Source organism: Streptomyces piniterrae (assembly GCF_005048155.1).
Taxonomy (GTDB): Bacteria; Actinomycetota; Actinomycetes; order Streptomycetales; family Streptomycetaceae; genus Streptomyces; species Streptomyces piniterrae.
Window position 1 is genome coordinate 164,366 of record NZ_SUMB01000002.1, and the last position, 17,023, is coordinate 181,388.

A 17,023-nucleotide genomic window follows, 5' to 3' on the forward strand; every position below is an offset into this window, starting at 1 on the left:
ATAGGTGCCCTCCACACCGCCGCTCGATCCGCCGCGGGCACATGGCCGTGCGCCGGCCCGGCGGACTGCGCTCCGCGGGCCGTTGTCAGTGGTCGCCGTTAGCGTGGAATGCGATGGGAGCGACGCGCCGGCAGCGCGGCGCGTCGGGGCATCGCGTGCGGTGCCGGACGGGGGAACGGACGTGGAGGAGCTCATGGCGAAGGCAGCGGGCCCGGCGGCGGTGTGGGAGCGGGTGCGGACCTTCGCGCTCGGGCTTCCCGGGGCGGTGGAGGAATTTCCGTGGGGCGAGAGCGTCGTCAAGGTCAACAAGAAGGTCTTCGTCTTCCTGGGCACCGATGACGGGAGCTATCCGCTGGGGATCACGATGAAGCTCAAGGATCCGGAGGCGCATGCCCATGCGCTGTCCTCGCCCGGCGCCGAGCCCGCGGGCTACGGGCTGGGCAAGTCCGGATGGGTGCGGGTGCCGCTGGAGGAGACGGACGCACCGGCGGCGGATCTGCTGTGTGACTGGACCGAGGAGTCCTACCGCGTCATAGCCCCGAAGAAGCTCATCGCCGAGCTCGACGGGGAATAGCGGCGCAGCAGCAGGCGCGCAAAGGCCCGTGGCGGCGATGGCAGTTGAACATCGCCGCCACGGGCTTTTTCGACGGTCGCCACGGAGCTCGGGGGCTTGTGGAAAGTGGAACACGTTCTTAACATCGCGAGTGTTACATCAGAAGTGTCACAGTCGGGCACGTCTCACGATCGGCGGGAGGCAGGGGGCGCGATGGCAGAGTCAGGGAACGGCCCGCTCAGCGGGGTGCGGGTGGTCGAGCTGGCCGGCATCGGCCCCGGGCCGTTCGCGGCGATGCTGCTGGCCGATCTCGGCGCCGATGTCGTCCGCGTCGACCGGCCCGGAGGGGCGGGGCTGCGCATCGACCCCGCGTACGACATCACCAACCGCAACAAGCGCTCGGTGCTGATCGACCTGAAGAGTTCCCAAGGGGCGGCGCAGGTGCTCGACCTGGTGGAACGCGCCGATGTGCTGATCGAGGGGTACCGTCCTGGCGTCGCCGAGCGGCTGGGCGTCGGCCCCGAAGCGTGCCTGGCGCGCAATCCCCGGCTCGTCTACGGCCGGATGACCGGCTGGGGCCAGCAGGGACCGCTCGCCGACACCGCAGGACACGACATCGGCTATATCGCCATCACCGGCGCCCTCGGCATGATCGGGTCGCCCGACGGCCCGCCTGCCATCCCCGCCAACCTGGTCGGCGACTACGCCGGCGGCTCGCTCTACCTCGTCATCGGCGCCCTCGCGGCCCTCCAGCACGCACGGACCGAGGGCGGCAGGGGCCAGGTCGTGGACGCCGCGATCGTCGACGGCACGGCCCATCTCACCGCGATGATCCACGGCATGCTCGCGGCCGGCGGCTGGCAGGACCGGCGCGGCGCGAACCTGCTGGACGGCGGCACACCGTTCTACGGGGCCTACGAGACCGCCGACGGCGGCTATATGGCGGTCGGCGCGCTCGAGAAGCGGTTCTACGCCGAATTCATCCGGCTGCTGGGCATCGAGGAGGACGCCCCCAGCCGCGACGACCTCGCCGCCTGGGGAGAGCTGCGCACCGCCATCGCCGCCCGCTTCAAGACCCGTACGCGCGAGGAGTGGACGGCGGTCTTCCAGGACTCCGACGCCTGTGTGGCGCCGGTGCTGTCGCTGCGCGAGGCTCCGGCGCACCCGCATCTCGTCGCCCGCGGCACCTTCGTCGACCACGCCGGGATCACCCAGCCGGCACCCGCACCCCGCTTCTCCGAGACCCCCGGCGCGGTGCGCAGACCGCCCGCCCAGCCCGGCGCGGACACCGCGGAGGTCGCCCGCGACTGGCAGACCCCCAGTCTCACCGCCGAGCAGAAGGACGCAGGCAGCTGATGGAACTCGCCACCACGCTCCAGTACGCGGGCGATCCGCGCCAGGCCGCCGAAGAGGTCGCCGCCCTGGAAAGCGCCGGGCTGGACGCCATCTGGGTCGCCGAGGCCTATGGCTTCGACTCACCCACGATCATGGGCTTCCTGGCCGCCCGCACCGAGCACGCCAGGATCGGCTCGGCGATCCTCAACGTCTACTCCCGCACCCCGGCCCTGATCGCCCAGACCGCCGCCGGGCTGGACGCGATCTCCGGCGGCCGCGCGCTGCTGGGCCTCGGTGCCTCCGGCCCGCAGGTCGTGGAGGGCTGGCACGGCAAGCCCTACGACAAACCGCTGGGCCGCACCCGCGAAACCATCGAGCTGTGCCGCCGCATCTGGCGTCGCGAGATCATCGACCACCACGGCATCACCGATATGCCGCTGCCCGAGGAGAAGGGCGGCAAGCTCGGCAAGCCCCTGAAGATCCTCACCAAGCCGGTCCGGCCCGAGATCCCGGTGTATGTGGCCGCACTGGGCCCGGCCAATGTCCGGATGACGGCCGAGGTGGCGGACGGCTGGCTGCCGACCCTCTTCATCCCGGAGAAGGCCCACGACGTCTGGGGCACACCGCTCGCCGAGGGCGCCGCCAAGCGCGCCCCCGAGCTCGGCCCGTTGCAGACCGTGGCGGGCGGACTGCTGGCCATAGGCGCGGACGCCGCGGCCGTACGCGACCTCGCCCGCCCCCTCATCGCCCTGTACGTCGGCGGCATGGGCGCCAAGGGCAAGAACTTCTACAACGACCTGGCCGTCGCGTATGGCTACGAAGAAGCCGCCCAGCGAATCCAGGAGCTGTACCTCGCCGGGAAGAAGCGGGAGGCCGAAGCTGCCGTCCCGGACGAATTCTGCGAGCTGATGTCGCTGTGCGGGCCCGAGGGCTACGTCCGCGAGCGCATAGCGGCCTTCCGGGAGGCGGGCGTGACGATGCTCAACGTCCACCCCGTCGGGCCCGAGCCCGCGAAGCTGATCGAAACCGTCAGGAACTGGCTCTGAAGAGGGCCCCGGCCGGGAAGCTCCGTCGCCCGGAAAGATTCTTCGAAGGGAAAGCAGCGTGAAGCGCCAGATCTTCACCGAGGACCACGACGCCTTCCGTGAAACGGTACGCACCTTCCTCACCAAGGAAGTCGCACCGCACTACGAGCAGTGGGAGAAGGACGGCATCGTCAGCCGGGACGCCTGGCGGGCGGCCGGCAAACAGGGGCTGCTGGGCCTGGCCGTGCCCGAGGAGTACGGCGGTGGTGGGGAGCCCGACTTCCGCTACAGCGCCGTGCTGGCCGAGGAGTTCACCCGGGCCGGCGCCGCCGGACTCGCCATCGGCCTGCACAACGACATCATCGGCCCGTACCTGACCACGCTCGGCACCGACGAGCAGAAGCGCCGCTGGCTGCCCGGATTCTGCTCCGGCGAGATCATCACCGCGATCGCGATGACCGAGCCGGGCGCCGGCTCCGATCTGCAGGGCATCCGCACCACGGCCGAGGACCGTGGCGACCACTGGATCCTCAACGGCTCCAAGACCTTCATCTCCAACGGAATCCTCGCCGACCTCGTCATCGTCGTGGCCAAGACGACACCGGAGGGCGGGGCGCACGGCCTCAGCCTGCTGGTCGTGGAGCGCGGCATGGAAGGCTTCGAGCGCGGCCGCAACCTCGACAAGATCGGCCAGAAGTCCCAGGACACCGCCGAGCTGTTCTTCAACGACGTGCGGGTCCCCAAGGAGAATCTGCTCGGCGAGCTGAACGGCGCGTTCGTCCACCTGATGACGCATCTCGCGCAGGAGCGGATGGGCATCGCCGTCGCCGGTATCGCCGCCGCCGAACACCTGCTGGAGATCACCAGCCAGTACGTCAAGGAGCGCGAGGCGTTCGGCAGGCCGCTGTCCAAACTCCAGCACATCCGCTTCGAAATAGCCGAGATGGCCACCGAATGCGCCGTCACCCGCGCCTTCCTCGACCGCTGCATCGCCGACCACTCCGCGGGCGAACTGGACGCGGTGCACGCGTCGATGGCCAAGTGGTGGGCCACCGAGCTGCAAAAGCGCGTCGCCGACCGCTGCCTCCAACTCCATGGCGGCTACGGCTATATGACCGAATACCGCGTGGCCAAGGCCTTCACCGACGGCCGTATCCAGACCATCTACGGAGGCACGACCGAGATCATGAAGGAGATCATCGGCCGCTCCCTCCTCGGCTGACCCCGGACCGGCCCGCCCCCACCCGCTGCGACTGCCCCACCCTCATGCGAAAGGCTCCCTGACGTGAGTACCGAAGCGTACGTATACGACGCGATCCGCACCCCTCGCGGCCGAGGCAAGGCCAACGGCGCACTGCACGGCACCAAGCCCATCGACCTGGTCGTCGGCCTCCTCCACGAGGTGCGGCGGCGCTTCCCCGGCCTGGACCCGGCCGCGATCGACGACATCGTTCTCGGCGTCGTCGGACCGGTCGGCGACCAGGGCTCCGACATCGCCCGCATCGCGGCGATCGCCGCCGGGCTGCCGGACACCGTCGCGGGCGTCCAGGAGAACCGCTTCTGTGCCTCGGGCCTGGAAGCGGTCAACATGGCCGCCGCCAAGGTCCGTTCGGGCTGGGAGGACCTGGTGCTCGCGGGCGGCGTCGAGTCGATGTCCCGGGTCCCGATGGCCTCCGACGGCGGCGCCTGGTTCGCCGACCCGATGACCAACTTCGACACCGGCTTCGTCCCCCAGGGCATCGGCGCCGACCTCATCGCCACCATCGAGGGCTACGGGCGGCGCGACGTCGACGAGTTCGCCGCGCTCTCCCAGGAGCGCGCCGCCGCGGCCTGGAAGGACGGTCGTTTCGAGCGGTCCGTCGTCCCGGTCAAGGACCGCAACGGGCTCACGATTCTCGACCACGACGAGCACATGCGGCCCGGCACCACCGCCGAATCGCTGGGCAAGCTGAAGCCGTCCTTCAAGGACATCGGCGACCTCGGCGGCTTCGACGCCGTCGCGCTCCAGAAGTACCACTGGATCGAGCAGATCGACCATGTCCACCACGCCGGCAACTCCTCCGGCATCGTGGACGGCGCCGCACTGGTCGCCATCGGCTCCAAGGAGGTCGGCGAGCGCTACGGCCTCACCCCGCGCGCCCGCATCATGTCCGCCGCGGTCTCCGGCTCCGAGCCGACCATCATGCTGACCGGTCCCGCCCCCGCCTCCCGGAAGGCGCTGGCCAAGGCAGGGCTGACCATCGACGACATCGACCTGGTCGAGATCAACGAGGCGTTCGCCGCCGTCGTGCTGCGCTTCGTCAAGGACATGGGCCTCTCCCTGGACAAGGTCAATGTCAACGGCGGCGCCATCGCCCTGGGCCACCCCCTCGGCGCCACCGGCGCGATGATCCTCGGCACCCTCATCGACGAGCTGGAGCGGCAGGACAAGCGCTACGGCCTGGCCACCCTGTGCGTCGGCGGCGGCATGGGCATCGCCACCGTCATCGAGCGCCTCTGACCGCCCGTCCTTAACCCCCTTACGGAGAAGCCACAGTGAGCGAGCCCACCACCATTCGCTGGGAACAGGACGAGACCGGCGTCGTCACCCTCGTCCTGGACGACCCCAACCAGTCCGCGAACACCATGAACCAGGCGTTCAAGGACTCCATCGCGGCGATCGCCGACCGCGCCGAGGCCGAGCGGGACTCCATTCGCGGCATCATCTACACCTCCGCCAAGAAGACCTTCTTCGCCGGCGGCGACCTCAAGGACATGATCCAGGTCGGCCCCGAGAACGCCCAGCAGGCGTTCGAGACGGGCAACGCCATCAAGAGCTCCCTGCGCCGCATCGAGACCCTGGGCAAGCCCGTCGTCGCCGCCATCAACGGCGCCGCCCTGGGCGGCGGTTACGAGATCGCCCTCGCCAGCCACCACCGTGTCGCGCTCGACGCGCCGGGCTCCAAGATCGGCCTGCCCGAGGTCACCCTCGGCCTGCTCCCCGCAGGCGGCGGCGTCACCCGCACCGTACGCCTCATGGGCATCGCGGACGCCCTGCTCAAGGTGCTGCTCCAGGGCACCCAGTACTCCCCGCGGCGCGCCCTCGAGAACGGCCTCGTCCACGAAGTGGCGACGTCCGAGAACGACATGCTGGCCAAGGCGCGGGCGTTCATCGACGCCAACCCCGAGTCGCAGCAGCCCTGGGACGTCAAGGGCTACAAGATCCCCGGCGGTACGCCGTCGAACCCGAAGTTCGCCGCCAACCTCCCCGCGTTCCCGGCCAACCTGAAGAAGCAGCTGGCCGGCGCCCCCTACCCGGCACCGCGCAACATCCTCGCGGCCGCTGTCGAGGGCTCACAGGTCGACTTCGAGACCGCGCTGACCATCGAGGCCCGGTACTTCACCGAGCTGGTCACCGGCCAGATCGCGAAGAACATGATCCAGGCGTTCTTCTTCGACCTCCAGGCCGTCAACTCCGGCGCCAACCGCCCCAAGGACATCGAGCCCAAGACCGTACGCAGGGTCGCGGTGCTCGGCGCCGGGATGATGGGCGCCGGCATCGCCTACTCGTGCGCCCGCGCGGGCATCGACGTCGTCCTCAAGGACGTCTCCGCGGAAGCCGCCCAGAAGGGCAAGGGCTACTCCGAGACGCTCTGCGCCAAGGCCGTCGCCAAGGGACGCACGAGCCAGGAGAAGGCGGACGCGTTGCTGGCCCGCATCACGCCCACCGCCGACCCGCAGGACCTCGCGGGCTGCGACGCCGTGATCGAGGCGGTCTTCGAGGACACGGCGCTCAAGCACAAGGTCTTCCAGGAGATCCAGGACATCATCGAGCCGGACGCGCTGCTCTGCTCCAACACCTCGACGCTGCCGATCACCCTGCTCGCCGAGGGCGTGACCCGGCCGGTGGACTTCATCGGCCTGCACTTCTTCTCGCCGGTCGACAAGATGCCGCTGGTCGAGATCATCAAGGGCGAGCGCACCGGTGACGAGGCGCTCGCCCGCGCCTTCGACCTCGTACGGCAGATCAACAAGACCCCGATCGTCGTCAACGACTCGCGCGGCTTCTTCACCTCGCGTGTCATCGGGCACTTCATCCACGAAGGCGTCGCCATGGTCGGCGAGGGCATCGAGCCCGCGTCGGTCGAGCAGGCGGCGGCCCAGGCGGGCTACCCGGCGAAGGTCCTCTCCCTGATGGACGAGCTGACCCTCACCCTGCCCCGCAAGATCCGTAACGAGACGAAGCGGGCCGTCGAGGAGGCGGGCGGCACCTGGCAGGACCACCCGGCGGACGTCGTCATCGACCGCATGGTGGACGAGTTCAACCGCCCCGGGCGCAGCGGCGGCGCGGGCTTCTACGAATACGGCGAGGACGGCAAGCGCGCCGGTCTGTGGCCTGGTCTGCGCGAGCATTTCGGGGGTTCCGGGGGGCGTCCCCCGGGCAAGGGCAGCGGCAATCCCGGGCACGAGATCCCGTTCCGGGACATGCAGGAGCGGATGCTGTTCTCCGAGGCGCTGGACAGCGTCCGCTGCTTCGAGGAGGGGGTGCTGACCTCCGTCGCCGACGCCAACATCGGCTCCATCCTCGGCATCGGCTTCCCCGGCTGGACCGGCGGCGTGATCCAGTACATCAACGGCTACCAGGGTGGGCCGGGGCGGGAGGAACTCGTCGGGCTGCCCGGCTTCGTAACCCGCGCCCGTGAACTCCAGGCGGCGTACGGCGACCGGTTCGCGCCGTCCCCGCTGCTGATCGAGAAGGCCGAGAAGGGCGAGAAGTTCAGCGACTGACCGTGTGTGCGGGGCGGGCCGCCGCGGCCCGCCCCGTCACCCCTCGTTCTGCTCGTCCGGTCCCCTGTCGCCCTCCTTGCCGAACCACTCCCGCAACTCCTGCTTCATCGACCGCTGGAAGGCGGTGACCAGTGCCTGGACCACCATCGGCTGCATATGGGCGGACAGCGACTTCATCCGCGCCATCTCCTCCGCATCCGGCCCCCCGTCCCGGTACGGCCCCCATACCTCGTCCTTGAAGAGCCGGCTCAGCTCGCGCGCCGCCGAGCGGGTGTGCTCGATGACGACGGTGCGTGCCGCGAGGATCGTCTCCAGCGCGATCGGGACGTCGAGCAGCCGCGTCCCCAGATGCAGCAGGCCCGGATCGACCTGGAAGACCCGCGGGTCATCGGTCCGTACGAGCACACTCATGGCCGCCAGCCGGTCCAGGTCCTCCTCGGTCAGCTCCCGGCCGACCCGGCGCTCCAACTGCTCCCGGGTGGCGTCCTCCGCCTTGTCCGGGATCCAACTCGCCACCAATGCACGGTGGATGGCGAGGTCCTGGGCGCTCAGATCGGGCGGCAGCTGCTCCAGATAGCGCTCGATCGCGGACAGCGTCATGCCCTGGTGCTGGAGTTCCTCGATGAGCGCGAGCCGCGAGAGATGGTCCGGACCGTAGCGGCCGACCCGACGCGGGCCGATCTCGGGCGGTGGCAGCAGCCCGCGCGTGCTGTAGAACCGGATCGTGCGGACGGTGACGCCGGCGCGGGCGGCCAGTTCGTCGACCGTCAGGTCGGTGGCGGACTCCATCATGTTCAACAGTATTGCTGTCTCACCACTCTTGTGAAACCTTCGGAACCTTCTCGCCCGTGCAGCACCGCAGACCCTGCCCGGAGCCAGTGCCCTCGGTACGGTCCGCAGATCAGGCCCACATCATCAGGAGGCCGCGTTGACCACGATCCTGCGATTGCCCGGCGAACCGGGCGAACTCACCCTTCCGGCCCTGTTATCACGCAACGCCGAGGACCACGGGGAACTGCCGGCGCTCTCCTGGTGCGACGCCGAAACCACCGGCTGGCACACCCTGAGCTGGGCCGAGGTCCGCGACCGGGTCGCGGAGCTGGCCGCCGGATACCGCTCGCTCGGCGTACGGCGCGGCGAGATCGTCCTCCTCATGATGGGCAACCGGCCCGAGCACTGGCTCAGCGACCTGGCCCTGGTGCACCTCGGCGCTGTCCCGGTGACCGTCTATGGAACTGCCGCGCCCGAGCAGATCGCCCATATCGCCCGGCACAGCAGGGCAAAGATCGCCGTGCTGGAGGGTGCGCGGGAGCTCGCGCGCTGGGAGCCGCTGCTCGACGACACCGCCGCCCGGCTGGAGAAGCTGGTGATCATCGAGTCGGACGACACGGGATCGGACGACACGGGAGAGACGGGCAAGCACGAGACGTACGCAGCCCTGGCCGGCCGGGGCGCCGAGCTGCACGACCCCCGCGCGTTCGAGGCGACATGGCGGCAGGCGGACGCCGGCGACACGCTGACCGTCGTCTACACCTCCGGTACCACCGGCGATCCCAAGGGCGTCGTGGTCAGTCACCGCAATGTGCTGCTCAACGCGCTGGCGCTGGATGGCGCGGTGGAGCTGCCCGATCATGTCGAGCACCTCTGCTATCTGCCGTTCGCGCATATCGCCGAGCGGATGCTGGGCATCTACCTGCCGGTCTTCCGCGCCTCGCACGTCTATCTCTGCGCCGACCCGGCGATGGTCGCGGCGACCGCGCGCGAACTGCGGCCGGCGCAGTTCTTCGGTGTGCCGAGGGTCTGGGAGAAGCTGGCGGCGGCGATACGGGCGCTGCTCGCCCAGCTGCCGGAGGATCGGCGGGCGGCCGTCGAGGCGGCCGCGGAGACCGCCCGTGGCCAGGTGGAATTCCGGGAGCGGGGGCAACGGCCGCCGGAGCGGCTGGCGGACGCGTATGCCGAGGCCAAGGCCGGGGTGCTGGACCCGTTGCTCGCGCGGGCCGGCTTCGACCGGCTGGTGTGGACGGCGAGCGCGTCCGCCCCGATGCCCCCGGATGTGGTGCGGTTCTGGGCCGGTCTGGGCATCGTGATCATGGATGCGTGGGGGCTGACCGAGACGGTGGGGGTGGCCACGACGAACAGCCCGGGAGCCTTCCGGCTGGGCTCGGTGGGCCGCCCGCTCGACGGCCTTGAGGTGCGTACCGCCGAGGACGGGGAGATCGAGGTCCGGGGGCGCACCGTGTGCGAGGGCTATCTGCGGGCCGACGGATCGGTCGAGCCGGCGGCCGGCGCCGACGGCTGGTTCGCGACCGGCGACATCGGCCGGGTCGACGAGGACGGATTCCTCTGGCTGACCGACCGCAAGAAGGAAATGATCGTGACCTCGACCGGCAAGAACGTCTCGCCGGCGCTGGTGGAGAACACCCTCAAGGAGCACCCGCTGATCGGACAGGCGCTGGTGTACGGCGACGGCCGGTCGTATCTGGTCGCGCTCCTGGTGCTGGACCCGGAACTGGCGCCGGCCTGGGCCGCGCAGCAAGGCATCGAGGGCACGCTGCGGGAGCTGGCCGGGCATCCGGCCGTACACGAGGAGATCGAACGAGCGGTTTCGGCCGCGAATACCCGGCTCAACCGCACGGAACAGGTCAAGCGGTTTTCGCTGCTGAGCGAGGAATGGGGCCCGGAATCGGGTGAGCTGACTCCTTCCTTGAAGCTCCGTCGGAAGTTCATTTCGGACAAATATCGCCAAAAGCTGGATGGCTTGTATCACTTGTGATCTTGCCCACAGACGGGGGGCGCCTCTTCGTGGAAGGTGTGCCGTCGGCCGACTTCGCGCGATCCGCGAAACCCACGGCCACAGCGCCTGCCCGAAAGTGAGAGAACCAGCAGTGAGCACAGAAATCCTCACGGATGAAGCACAAAAGTCATCCGACGGGGGGAGCGGCGTCCCACAGGACGCGGGCGACGCGGGATACAGCAAGGGCCTCAAGGGCCGGCACGTCAACATGATCGCCATCGGTGGAGCGATCGGAACCGGCCTGTTTCTGGGCGCCGGCGGCCGACTGCACTCCGCCGGCCCCGCGCTGGCAGTCGCCTACGCGGTCTGCGGCATCTTCGCCTTCTTCGTCGTCCGGGCCCTCGGCGAGCTGGTGGTGCACCGCCCCTCGTCCGGTTCCTTCGTCTCGTACGCCCGTGAGTTCCTGGGGGAGAAGGGCGCGTACGTCGCCGGCTGGATGTATGTCGTGAACTGGTCGACGACCGGTATCGCCGACATCACCGCGATCGCGCTCTACACGCACTACTGGAGCCTGTTCACCGACATCCCGCAGTGGGTGATGGCCCTGATCGCGCTGGCGGTCGTGCTGACGGTGAACCTGATCTCCGTGAAGATCTTCGGTGAGCTGGAGTTCTGGTTCGCGATCATCAAGGTCGCCGCGCTGGTCATCTTCATGTTCATCGGCATCTTCCTGCTGGCCACCCAGCACCCCGTCGGCGGGCACACCCCGGGAATCAATCTGCTGACCGACCACGGCGGCCTCTTCCCGACCGGTCTGCTGCCCGTGGTGATCGTGCTGCAGGGCGTGGTCTTCGCCTACTCCGCCGTCGAGCTGGTCGGTGTGACCGCCGGCGAGACCAGCGACCCGCAGAAGGTCGTGCCGAAGGCCGTCAACTCCATCATGTGGCGAGTGGGCGTCTTCTACGTGGGCTCGGTGGTGCTGCTGGCGATGCTGCTGCCGTGGAACAAGTACGTCGGCGGCGAGAGCCCCTTCGTGACGGTGCTGTCCAACGTCGGAGTGCCGGCCGCTGGCGACGTGATGAACCTCGTCGTGCTGACCGCCGCCATGTCCAGCCTGAACTCCGGGCTCTACTCGACCGGCCGCATCCTGCGCTCCATGTCGATGGCGGGCTCCGCGCCCAAGTTCGCCGGGCTGATGAACCGCAACCAGGTGCCCTACGGCGGCATCATGCTCACCTCGGCGGTGTGTGTGCTCGGTGTCGGGCTCAACTACCTGATGCCGGGTGAGGCGTTCGAGATCGTGCTGAACATCGCGGCGCTGGGCATCATCAGCACCTGGTGCACGATCATGATCTGCCACATGGTGTTCGTCCGCCGCTCCAAGGAAGGCCGGGTCGAGCGCCCGCGCTTCCGCCTCCCGGGCACGCCGGTCACCGACATCGCGACCATCGTCTTCCTGCTCGGCGTCATCGTGCTGATGTGGTTCGACGACGGCGTCGGCCGCCAGACCGTGATGATCATCCCGGTCCTCGCCGCCGCGCTGGTCGCCGGCTGGTACGCGGTCCGCGGCCGGGTCAGCCGGATCGCCGAGGAACGCGAGCTGACGAAGTAATCGCGCAACTACTGGCGCCTTGAAGAACCGAGGGCGGCCGCGGAGTCCGAGAGACTTCCGCGGCCGCCCTCGCGCTTGCCGCCCCCGCGTCGGCCGTCCCCATCGATTGTCAGTGGTCGCCCTTACCGTGGAGGCATGACTGAGAACACGGGGATCTCATACGTCAAGGGGGACGCCACCGCGCCGCAGGGCAAGGGCGTCAAGGTGATCGCGCATATCTGCAACGACCTGGGCGGCTGGGGCAAGGGCTTTGTGCTCGCGCTCTCCCGCCGCTGGCCGGAGCCGGAGGCCGCCTACCGCAAGTGGCACCGCGAGCGCGCGCGGAACGACTTCGGGCTGGGCGCGGCCCAGTTCATCCAGGTCGGCGACCGGCTGTGGGTGGCCAACGTCGTAGGCCAGCGGGGCATGTTCCCCCAAGCTCTCGACCCAGCTCGAGCAGGGGGGACCCCCATGGGCAGCAAGGGCGTGCCCGTACGGTACGAGGCCATCGCGGCCGGGCTCGGCCGGGTCGCGGCCGAAGCCCAGGAGCTCGGGGCATCGGTCCATATGCCGCGCATCGGCTGCGGGCTGGCGGGCGGCAAGTGGTCCCGGGTGGAGCCGCTGATAACCGAGCGACTCGTCCGGCGCGGCATAGCGGTGACGGTCTACGACCACTGACGGTCTACGACAACTGCCGGTCGACGACCACGGACCGACGGTCTGCGGTCCTGGACCGTTCACGCCTGCTTGAACTCCGCGGAAACTGGCCGAGGGTGTATCTGGGTACACCCCTGCCCGGCATCCAGACGCAGTGGCGACGGGCCCGCCGGACGGCATCGTCGATGCCATGCGAAGCAAACCTGTCGACATCAAGGCGATGGCTGCCTTGTTCCTCACCGTTGCCTTTCTGGCGGCCGGAGTGCTCGGCGCGCTCCAGCCCGCGACCGGGATACCCAGTGAGGTCATCCAGCTGACACAGTTCGGACCCGCACTCGGGGTCGGAGTCGCCGCGCTGCTATGGCCGGGGCGGGTACGGGAATTGCTCGCCGGCCTCGTATCGGCCCGCAGCGGCCAGGGGGTGCAAGGGGCGCTCCTACTCCTCACGGCGCCTCTGATCATCGCGCTGAGCGTCAGTGCGTACGCGGCGCTCACCGGGGACGCGCGCTTTGCGCGGCCGGGCGCCCCGTTCGTGTTGATCGCCGTGGCGCAGCTGATCGGCGCGTGTGGCGAGGAGATCGGGTGGCGTTGCTTCCTGCAGCCGCTGCTGCGCACCCGCCTCGGCCCTCTTACGGCGTCGGTCGCGGTGGGTGTGGCGTGGGGTGTCTGGCACATCCAGGTTTTCGTGAGACACCCTGTCTATGCGGGGGCGTTCATCATGGCGGCGGTGTCCATGTCGGTGGTGATGGGATGGGCCCTTGAAGGCATACGGGCTTCCCGGCTGCCGCTCGCAGGGGGCTTTCACGCGCTGATCAACCTCGGCATGCTGCTGTTCATGGACGAAGAGTCCGGCGCGGTGCTCCCCATGGTGCTGTTCGGCGTCTCGTGCCTGGCGGCGGCAGGACTGTGGACGTGGACAGACGTTGGCAGGCAACGGTCGGCGGCTTCCACATCGGCATCCACACAGGCATCCAGGCAGGCGTCCACACAGCCATCCGCATCGACATCGGTATCCGCACCGGCACCCGCACTGGCACCCGCACCGGTACCGGCACCGGTACCGGCTAGGATCCCCCCGATCATGGACGATGTTCGATAAGCCCCGTACGGTCGCCTGCCGCGCCTGTGTCGCCGTCGGTCGGTGCCAGCTGGCGAGCCTGCATGCCATCGCGGTGTCGGCGGTGGGCTCGCTGGTGGTACTCGCCCTGTTGCTGGTGCCCGTGGGCCTGGGCTTCCGGTTGCTGCCGCCCGCCGCGCGGGCCCTGCGCGCACTGTCCGACCGTTCCCGTTCACGCGCCGACCGGTGGACGGACGCCCGTATCAGTCCACCGGAGCCGCTGCCCGTGGACCGGGTGGACCGTGCCCTCAACTCCCGTAAGAGGTCGGGCGCGATCATCGCCGACGAGGGGTTCTGGCGCGACTTGGCATGGGCCTGGCTGGAGCCGGTGACCGGCGGGCTCCTCGTCGCCGTTCCCCTCGCCCTGATCGAGTACGGGGCCTTCGGCGCGCTGGTGCAGCCGTTCATCTGGCGACGCATCGACGACGGCAATTGGTACGCCTTCGTCCCCGTGCACAGCACCATCACCATGTGTCTCGCGCTCGTGCTGGGACTGGCCTTCATGGCCGGTGGGCTGCTGGCCGCCCCCGCCATGCTCCGGCTGCACACCCGGGTGAGCCGACCGCTGCTTTCCGCGCCGCGCAGCGTCCAACTCGCCCAACGGGTCGAGCGGCTCACCGACACCCGTGCCAGGGCCCTGGACGCCCAGGCCGCCGAACTCCGGCGCATCGAGCGGAACCTGCACGACGGGGCGCAGGCTCGGCTCGTCGCCCTGGGAATGACGCTGGACCGTGCCACCCGCCTCGTGGAGACGGACCCGGCGGCGGCGCGCGAACTCCTGCTGGACGTCCGTCGAACGTCCGAGGGGGCCTTGCAGGACCTGCGCGAGCTGGTACACGGCATCCACCCGCCGGTCCTCGCCGACCGGGGCCTGGGCGACGCTGTCCGGTCGCTGGCGCTCGACAGCTTCCTCGACGTCCACGTCGAGACCCGGCTGCCGGCTCGGCTCCCGGCACCGGTCGAGTCCGCCGCCTACTTCGCGGTGAGCGAGGCGCTGGCGAACGCGGCCAAGCACTCCGGGGCCGGTGAGGTCGGCGTCGTCTTGACCTACGACAACGGCCTGCTGCGCGCGACCGTCACCGACGACGGTCACGGCGGCGCCGACCCCTCACGGGGCACCGGGCTGACCGGCGTGCGACGACGATTGGATACCTTCGACGGCACCCTCGACCTGCACAGTCCGCAGGGCGGACCGACCACCGTGACGATGGAGATTCCGTGCGCGTTGTCCTCGCCGAAGACCTCTTCCTCCTGAGAGACGGGCTGATACGCACCCTCCGGGAACACGGCTGCGAGGTCGTCGCGGTGGACAACGGTCCGTCTCTGCTGCGCGCGCTCCTCGCAGAGGGGGACACCGCACCGGATGTCGCCGTGGTCGATGTGCGGCTGCCGCCGACCTTCACCGACGAGGGCCTCCAGGCCGCACTCGAAGCCCGTCGCCGGCGGCCCGGACTGCCCGTCCTCATACTCTCCCAGTATGTCGAGCAGCTGTACGCGAACGAGCTGCTGGCCGGGGGCGAGGGCGCCGTCGGGTATCTGCTCAAGGACCGGGTCACCAACACCGAGCAGTTCATCGACGCGGTCCGGCGCGTGGCTGCCGGAGGCACGGTGATGGACCCTCAGGTCATCTCCAAACTGCTGGTGCGCAGCGACGCCCGTGGCACGATCGGCAGCCTGACACAGCGCGAGCGGGACGTCCTCGAGCTGATGGCCGAGGGCAGGTCCAACGCCGCCATCGCCGGCGGCCTGCACATCAGCGAGAGCGCTGTCGCCAAGCACACCGCGAGCATTTTCACCAAGCTCCGGATCAACCCGTCGGCGGACGACAACCGCAGGGTGCTGGCCGTTCTGGCCTATCTCAAGCGCTGAGAGGCTTGGGCGTGGAGCGGGGCACGCTCACCGGACAGCGCGCCGAGCTCCCGAAGGAACTCGACGCGCTGCCGGACAACGAACGACGACGAACGACAACGAACGACGACACAAAACGACGAACGACAACGAACGGCCGCGGTTCGGCCCGGTGCGCCGGCCAGGCCAACTAGCCGCCGATCACCGGATAGTGGTCGCTGAGGTTGGTGTAGGTGTAGTCGGTGCCCCAGCTGGAGACCGTCCAGGGGTCCGACTGCTCCTTGACCACCTCGTTCTGCCAGCCGGCGGGCCGGGCGTGACCGTTGCGGTGCAGGACGTAGTCCAGGTCCTCACGGGGGTCCGTCGGGTAGCGGTACTTGGCGACGGAGTTCTCCTGGGTGTCGAACGAGTACGGGTGGCCCGTGCGGCTGTCGGCGGGGGCCAGATCGCCGTTGCTGAGCAGCGCGTCGTACTCGGGACTGCGGGAGTCGACGTTCAGATCGCCCGCGACCATGACCTCTTCGTCCGCCGGGATGTTCTTGGCGTCCAGGAAGGCGTCCATCTCCTTGAGCTGCTTGGCGCGGTCGGCGGCCGCCTCGCCCGACGCGCAGCCCGAGTCGGTGGACTGGGTGTGCGTACCGACGACATGCACCTTGGTGCCGTCGACGTCCAACACCGCGTAAACGAAACCCTTGTTGGAGTGGGAGTCCGATCCGCAGGCGTCCTTGTAGATGTACTGCTCCTTGCGGAGGACCGGCCACTTGCTCAGCAGCGTCACCCCGCCGTCCTCGGGGGTGACGGAGGAGTAGGCGCCGCCGGTGGCGTCCCAGCCGTCCTTGCTGCGGCCCACCACCGGGGTCTGGTGCGGGTACTGCGCGGCCGCCTTGGACTTCAGCGCGTCGGAGGAGGAGTTGTCGAAGGCTTCCTGGAGGACGACGACGTCCTTGCCCTGGAAGAAGTCCGCCGCCGCGATCGCCTGGGCACGGTGGTCCTGGCCCCAGTTGGGATAGAGGTTCTTGCTCATGAGGAAGGCGTTGTAGGTGAGCACCTTCAGATGCGGGGTGGCGGCGGCCGACGCGGTCGGGGACGCGGCGGTCACGGTCACGGCGGCGAGGGCGGCGGCTATCGCGGCCGCCCGGGATGCGCGCGAGGCTGAGAACGACACTGAATCTCCCTGTGGGGGTGGGGAAATGATGTGGCGGCAGACATCAAATCAGCTGCGGTTACCTCAAGGTAACCATTGGGTGGGCGGCAGATTTACAGGCCGCGTCCACGAGCCGCCGCGGAGGCTGTCACAGGCCGTGCGCCGATGACTTTTCCTGTCGCTGACGAAGTCCTCCGTTCCCGGCAGGGCGGCCTGAGTGCCGAATACCCCCTGTACAGGCCTGAGTTACAA

At 69.3% G+C, this 17,023-nt stretch carries 14 protein-coding genes; 12 read left to right on the forward strand and 2 right to left on the reverse strand.

What is annotated here, in order from left to right; all coding sequences use genetic code 11:
- Positions 1-193: 193 nt before the first annotated feature.
- The 6 genes from FCH28_RS05120 to FCH28_RS05145 all read left to right on the forward strand — a co-directional run bounded on the left by FCH28_RS05120 (position 194) and on the right by FCH28_RS05145 (position 7,680).
- Positions 194-574 carry an MmcQ/YjbR family DNA-binding protein gene (locus FCH28_RS05120; protein WP_136738509.1) on the forward strand — a complete coding sequence of 127 codons (381 nt, stop codon included), beginning with the start codon at positions 194-196 and terminating at the stop codon, positions 572-574.
- 192 nt (positions 575-766) lie between these two features.
- Complete coding sequence (locus FCH28_RS05125) at positions 767-1,909, forward strand: CaiB/BaiF CoA transferase family protein (protein ID WP_187363757.1); 1,143 nt, start codon at positions 767-769, stop codon at positions 1,907-1,909.
- Positions 1,909-2,934 (forward strand): LLM class F420-dependent oxidoreductase, encoded by a 1,026-nt coding sequence (locus FCH28_RS05130; RefSeq protein ID WP_136738510.1) that lies wholly within the window; start codon positions 1,909-1,911, stop codon positions 2,932-2,934. Before FCH28_RS05125 ends, FCH28_RS05130 begins: the two co-directional genes overlap by 1 nt.
- A 58-nt stretch (positions 2,935-2,992) precedes the next feature.
- The gene (locus FCH28_RS05135; RefSeq protein WP_136738511.1) at positions 2,993-4,135 is read left to right on the forward strand and encodes an acyl-CoA dehydrogenase family protein; all 1,143 of its coding nucleotides are present in this window, start codon (positions 2,993-2,995) and stop codon (positions 4,133-4,135) included.
- A 63-nt stretch (positions 4,136-4,198) separates the two neighbouring features.
- Positions 4,199-5,413, forward strand: a complete 1,215-nt coding sequence (locus FCH28_RS05140; protein WP_136738512.1) for an acetyl-CoA C-acetyltransferase — start codon at positions 4,199-4,201, stop codon at positions 5,411-5,413.
- Positions 5,414-5,448: 35 nt separating this feature from the next.
- On the forward strand, positions 5,449-7,680 hold the full coding sequence (locus FCH28_RS05145; RefSeq protein ID WP_136738513.1) for a 3-hydroxyacyl-CoA dehydrogenase NAD-binding domain-containing protein: 2,232 nt from the start codon (positions 5,449-5,451) through the stop codon (positions 7,678-7,680).
- 36 nt (positions 7,681-7,716) lie between these two features.
- On the opposite strand, the gene FCH28_RS05150 is transcribed toward FCH28_RS05145, so the two are convergent.
- Entirely contained in the window at positions 7,717-8,472 is a 756-nt protein-coding gene (locus FCH28_RS05150) for a MerR family transcriptional regulator (protein ID WP_136738514.1), read from the reverse strand.
- A 136-nt stretch (positions 8,473-8,608) separates the two neighbouring features.
- Between FCH28_RS05150 and FCH28_RS05155 the strand changes: the two genes are divergently transcribed.
- The 6 genes from FCH28_RS05155 to FCH28_RS05180 all read left to right on the forward strand — a co-directional run bounded on the left by FCH28_RS05155 (position 8,609) and on the right by FCH28_RS05180 (position 15,648).
- Positions 8,609-10,453: an AMP-dependent synthetase/ligase gene (locus FCH28_RS05155; protein WP_136738515.1), complete on the forward strand. Its 1,845-nt coding sequence runs from the start codon at positions 8,609-8,611 to the stop codon at positions 10,451-10,453.
- Between the two features lie 112 nt (positions 10,454-10,565).
- Positions 10,566-12,026, forward strand: coding sequence for an amino acid permease (locus tag FCH28_RS05160; protein WP_136738516.1), 1,461 nt, complete (start codon positions 10,566-10,568; stop codon positions 12,024-12,026).
- Between the two features lie 135 nt (positions 12,027-12,161).
- A complete protein-coding gene (locus FCH28_RS05165) occupies positions 12,162-12,683 on the forward strand; it encodes a macro domain-containing protein (protein WP_136738517.1) in 522 nt (173 codons plus the stop codon).
- 133 nt (positions 12,684-12,816) lie between these two features.
- Complete coding sequence (locus tag FCH28_RS05170; RefSeq protein WP_246102422.1) at positions 12,817-13,761, forward strand: CPBP family intramembrane glutamic endopeptidase; 945 nt, start codon at positions 12,817-12,819, stop codon at positions 13,759-13,761.
- Positions 13,751-15,034 carry a sensor histidine kinase gene (locus FCH28_RS05175; RefSeq protein ID WP_246102424.1) on the forward strand — a complete coding sequence of 428 codons (1,284 nt, stop codon included), beginning with the start codon at positions 13,751-13,753 and terminating at the stop codon, positions 15,032-15,034. Before FCH28_RS05170 ends, FCH28_RS05175 begins: the two co-directional genes overlap by 11 nt.
- A complete protein-coding gene (locus tag FCH28_RS05180; RefSeq protein WP_136738518.1) occupies positions 14,998-15,648 on the forward strand; it encodes a response regulator transcription factor in 651 nt (216 codons plus the stop codon). Before FCH28_RS05175 ends, FCH28_RS05180 begins: the two co-directional genes overlap by 37 nt.
- 169 nt (positions 15,649-15,817) lie before the next feature.
- Here FCH28_RS05180 and sph read toward each other — a convergent pair whose 3' ends face one another.
- Positions 15,818-16,792 (reverse strand): sphingomyelin phosphodiesterase, encoded by a 975-nt coding sequence (gene sph, locus FCH28_RS05185; protein WP_136738519.1) that lies wholly within the window; start codon positions 16,790-16,792, stop codon positions 15,818-15,820.
- Positions 16,793-17,023 lie beyond the last annotated feature (231 nt).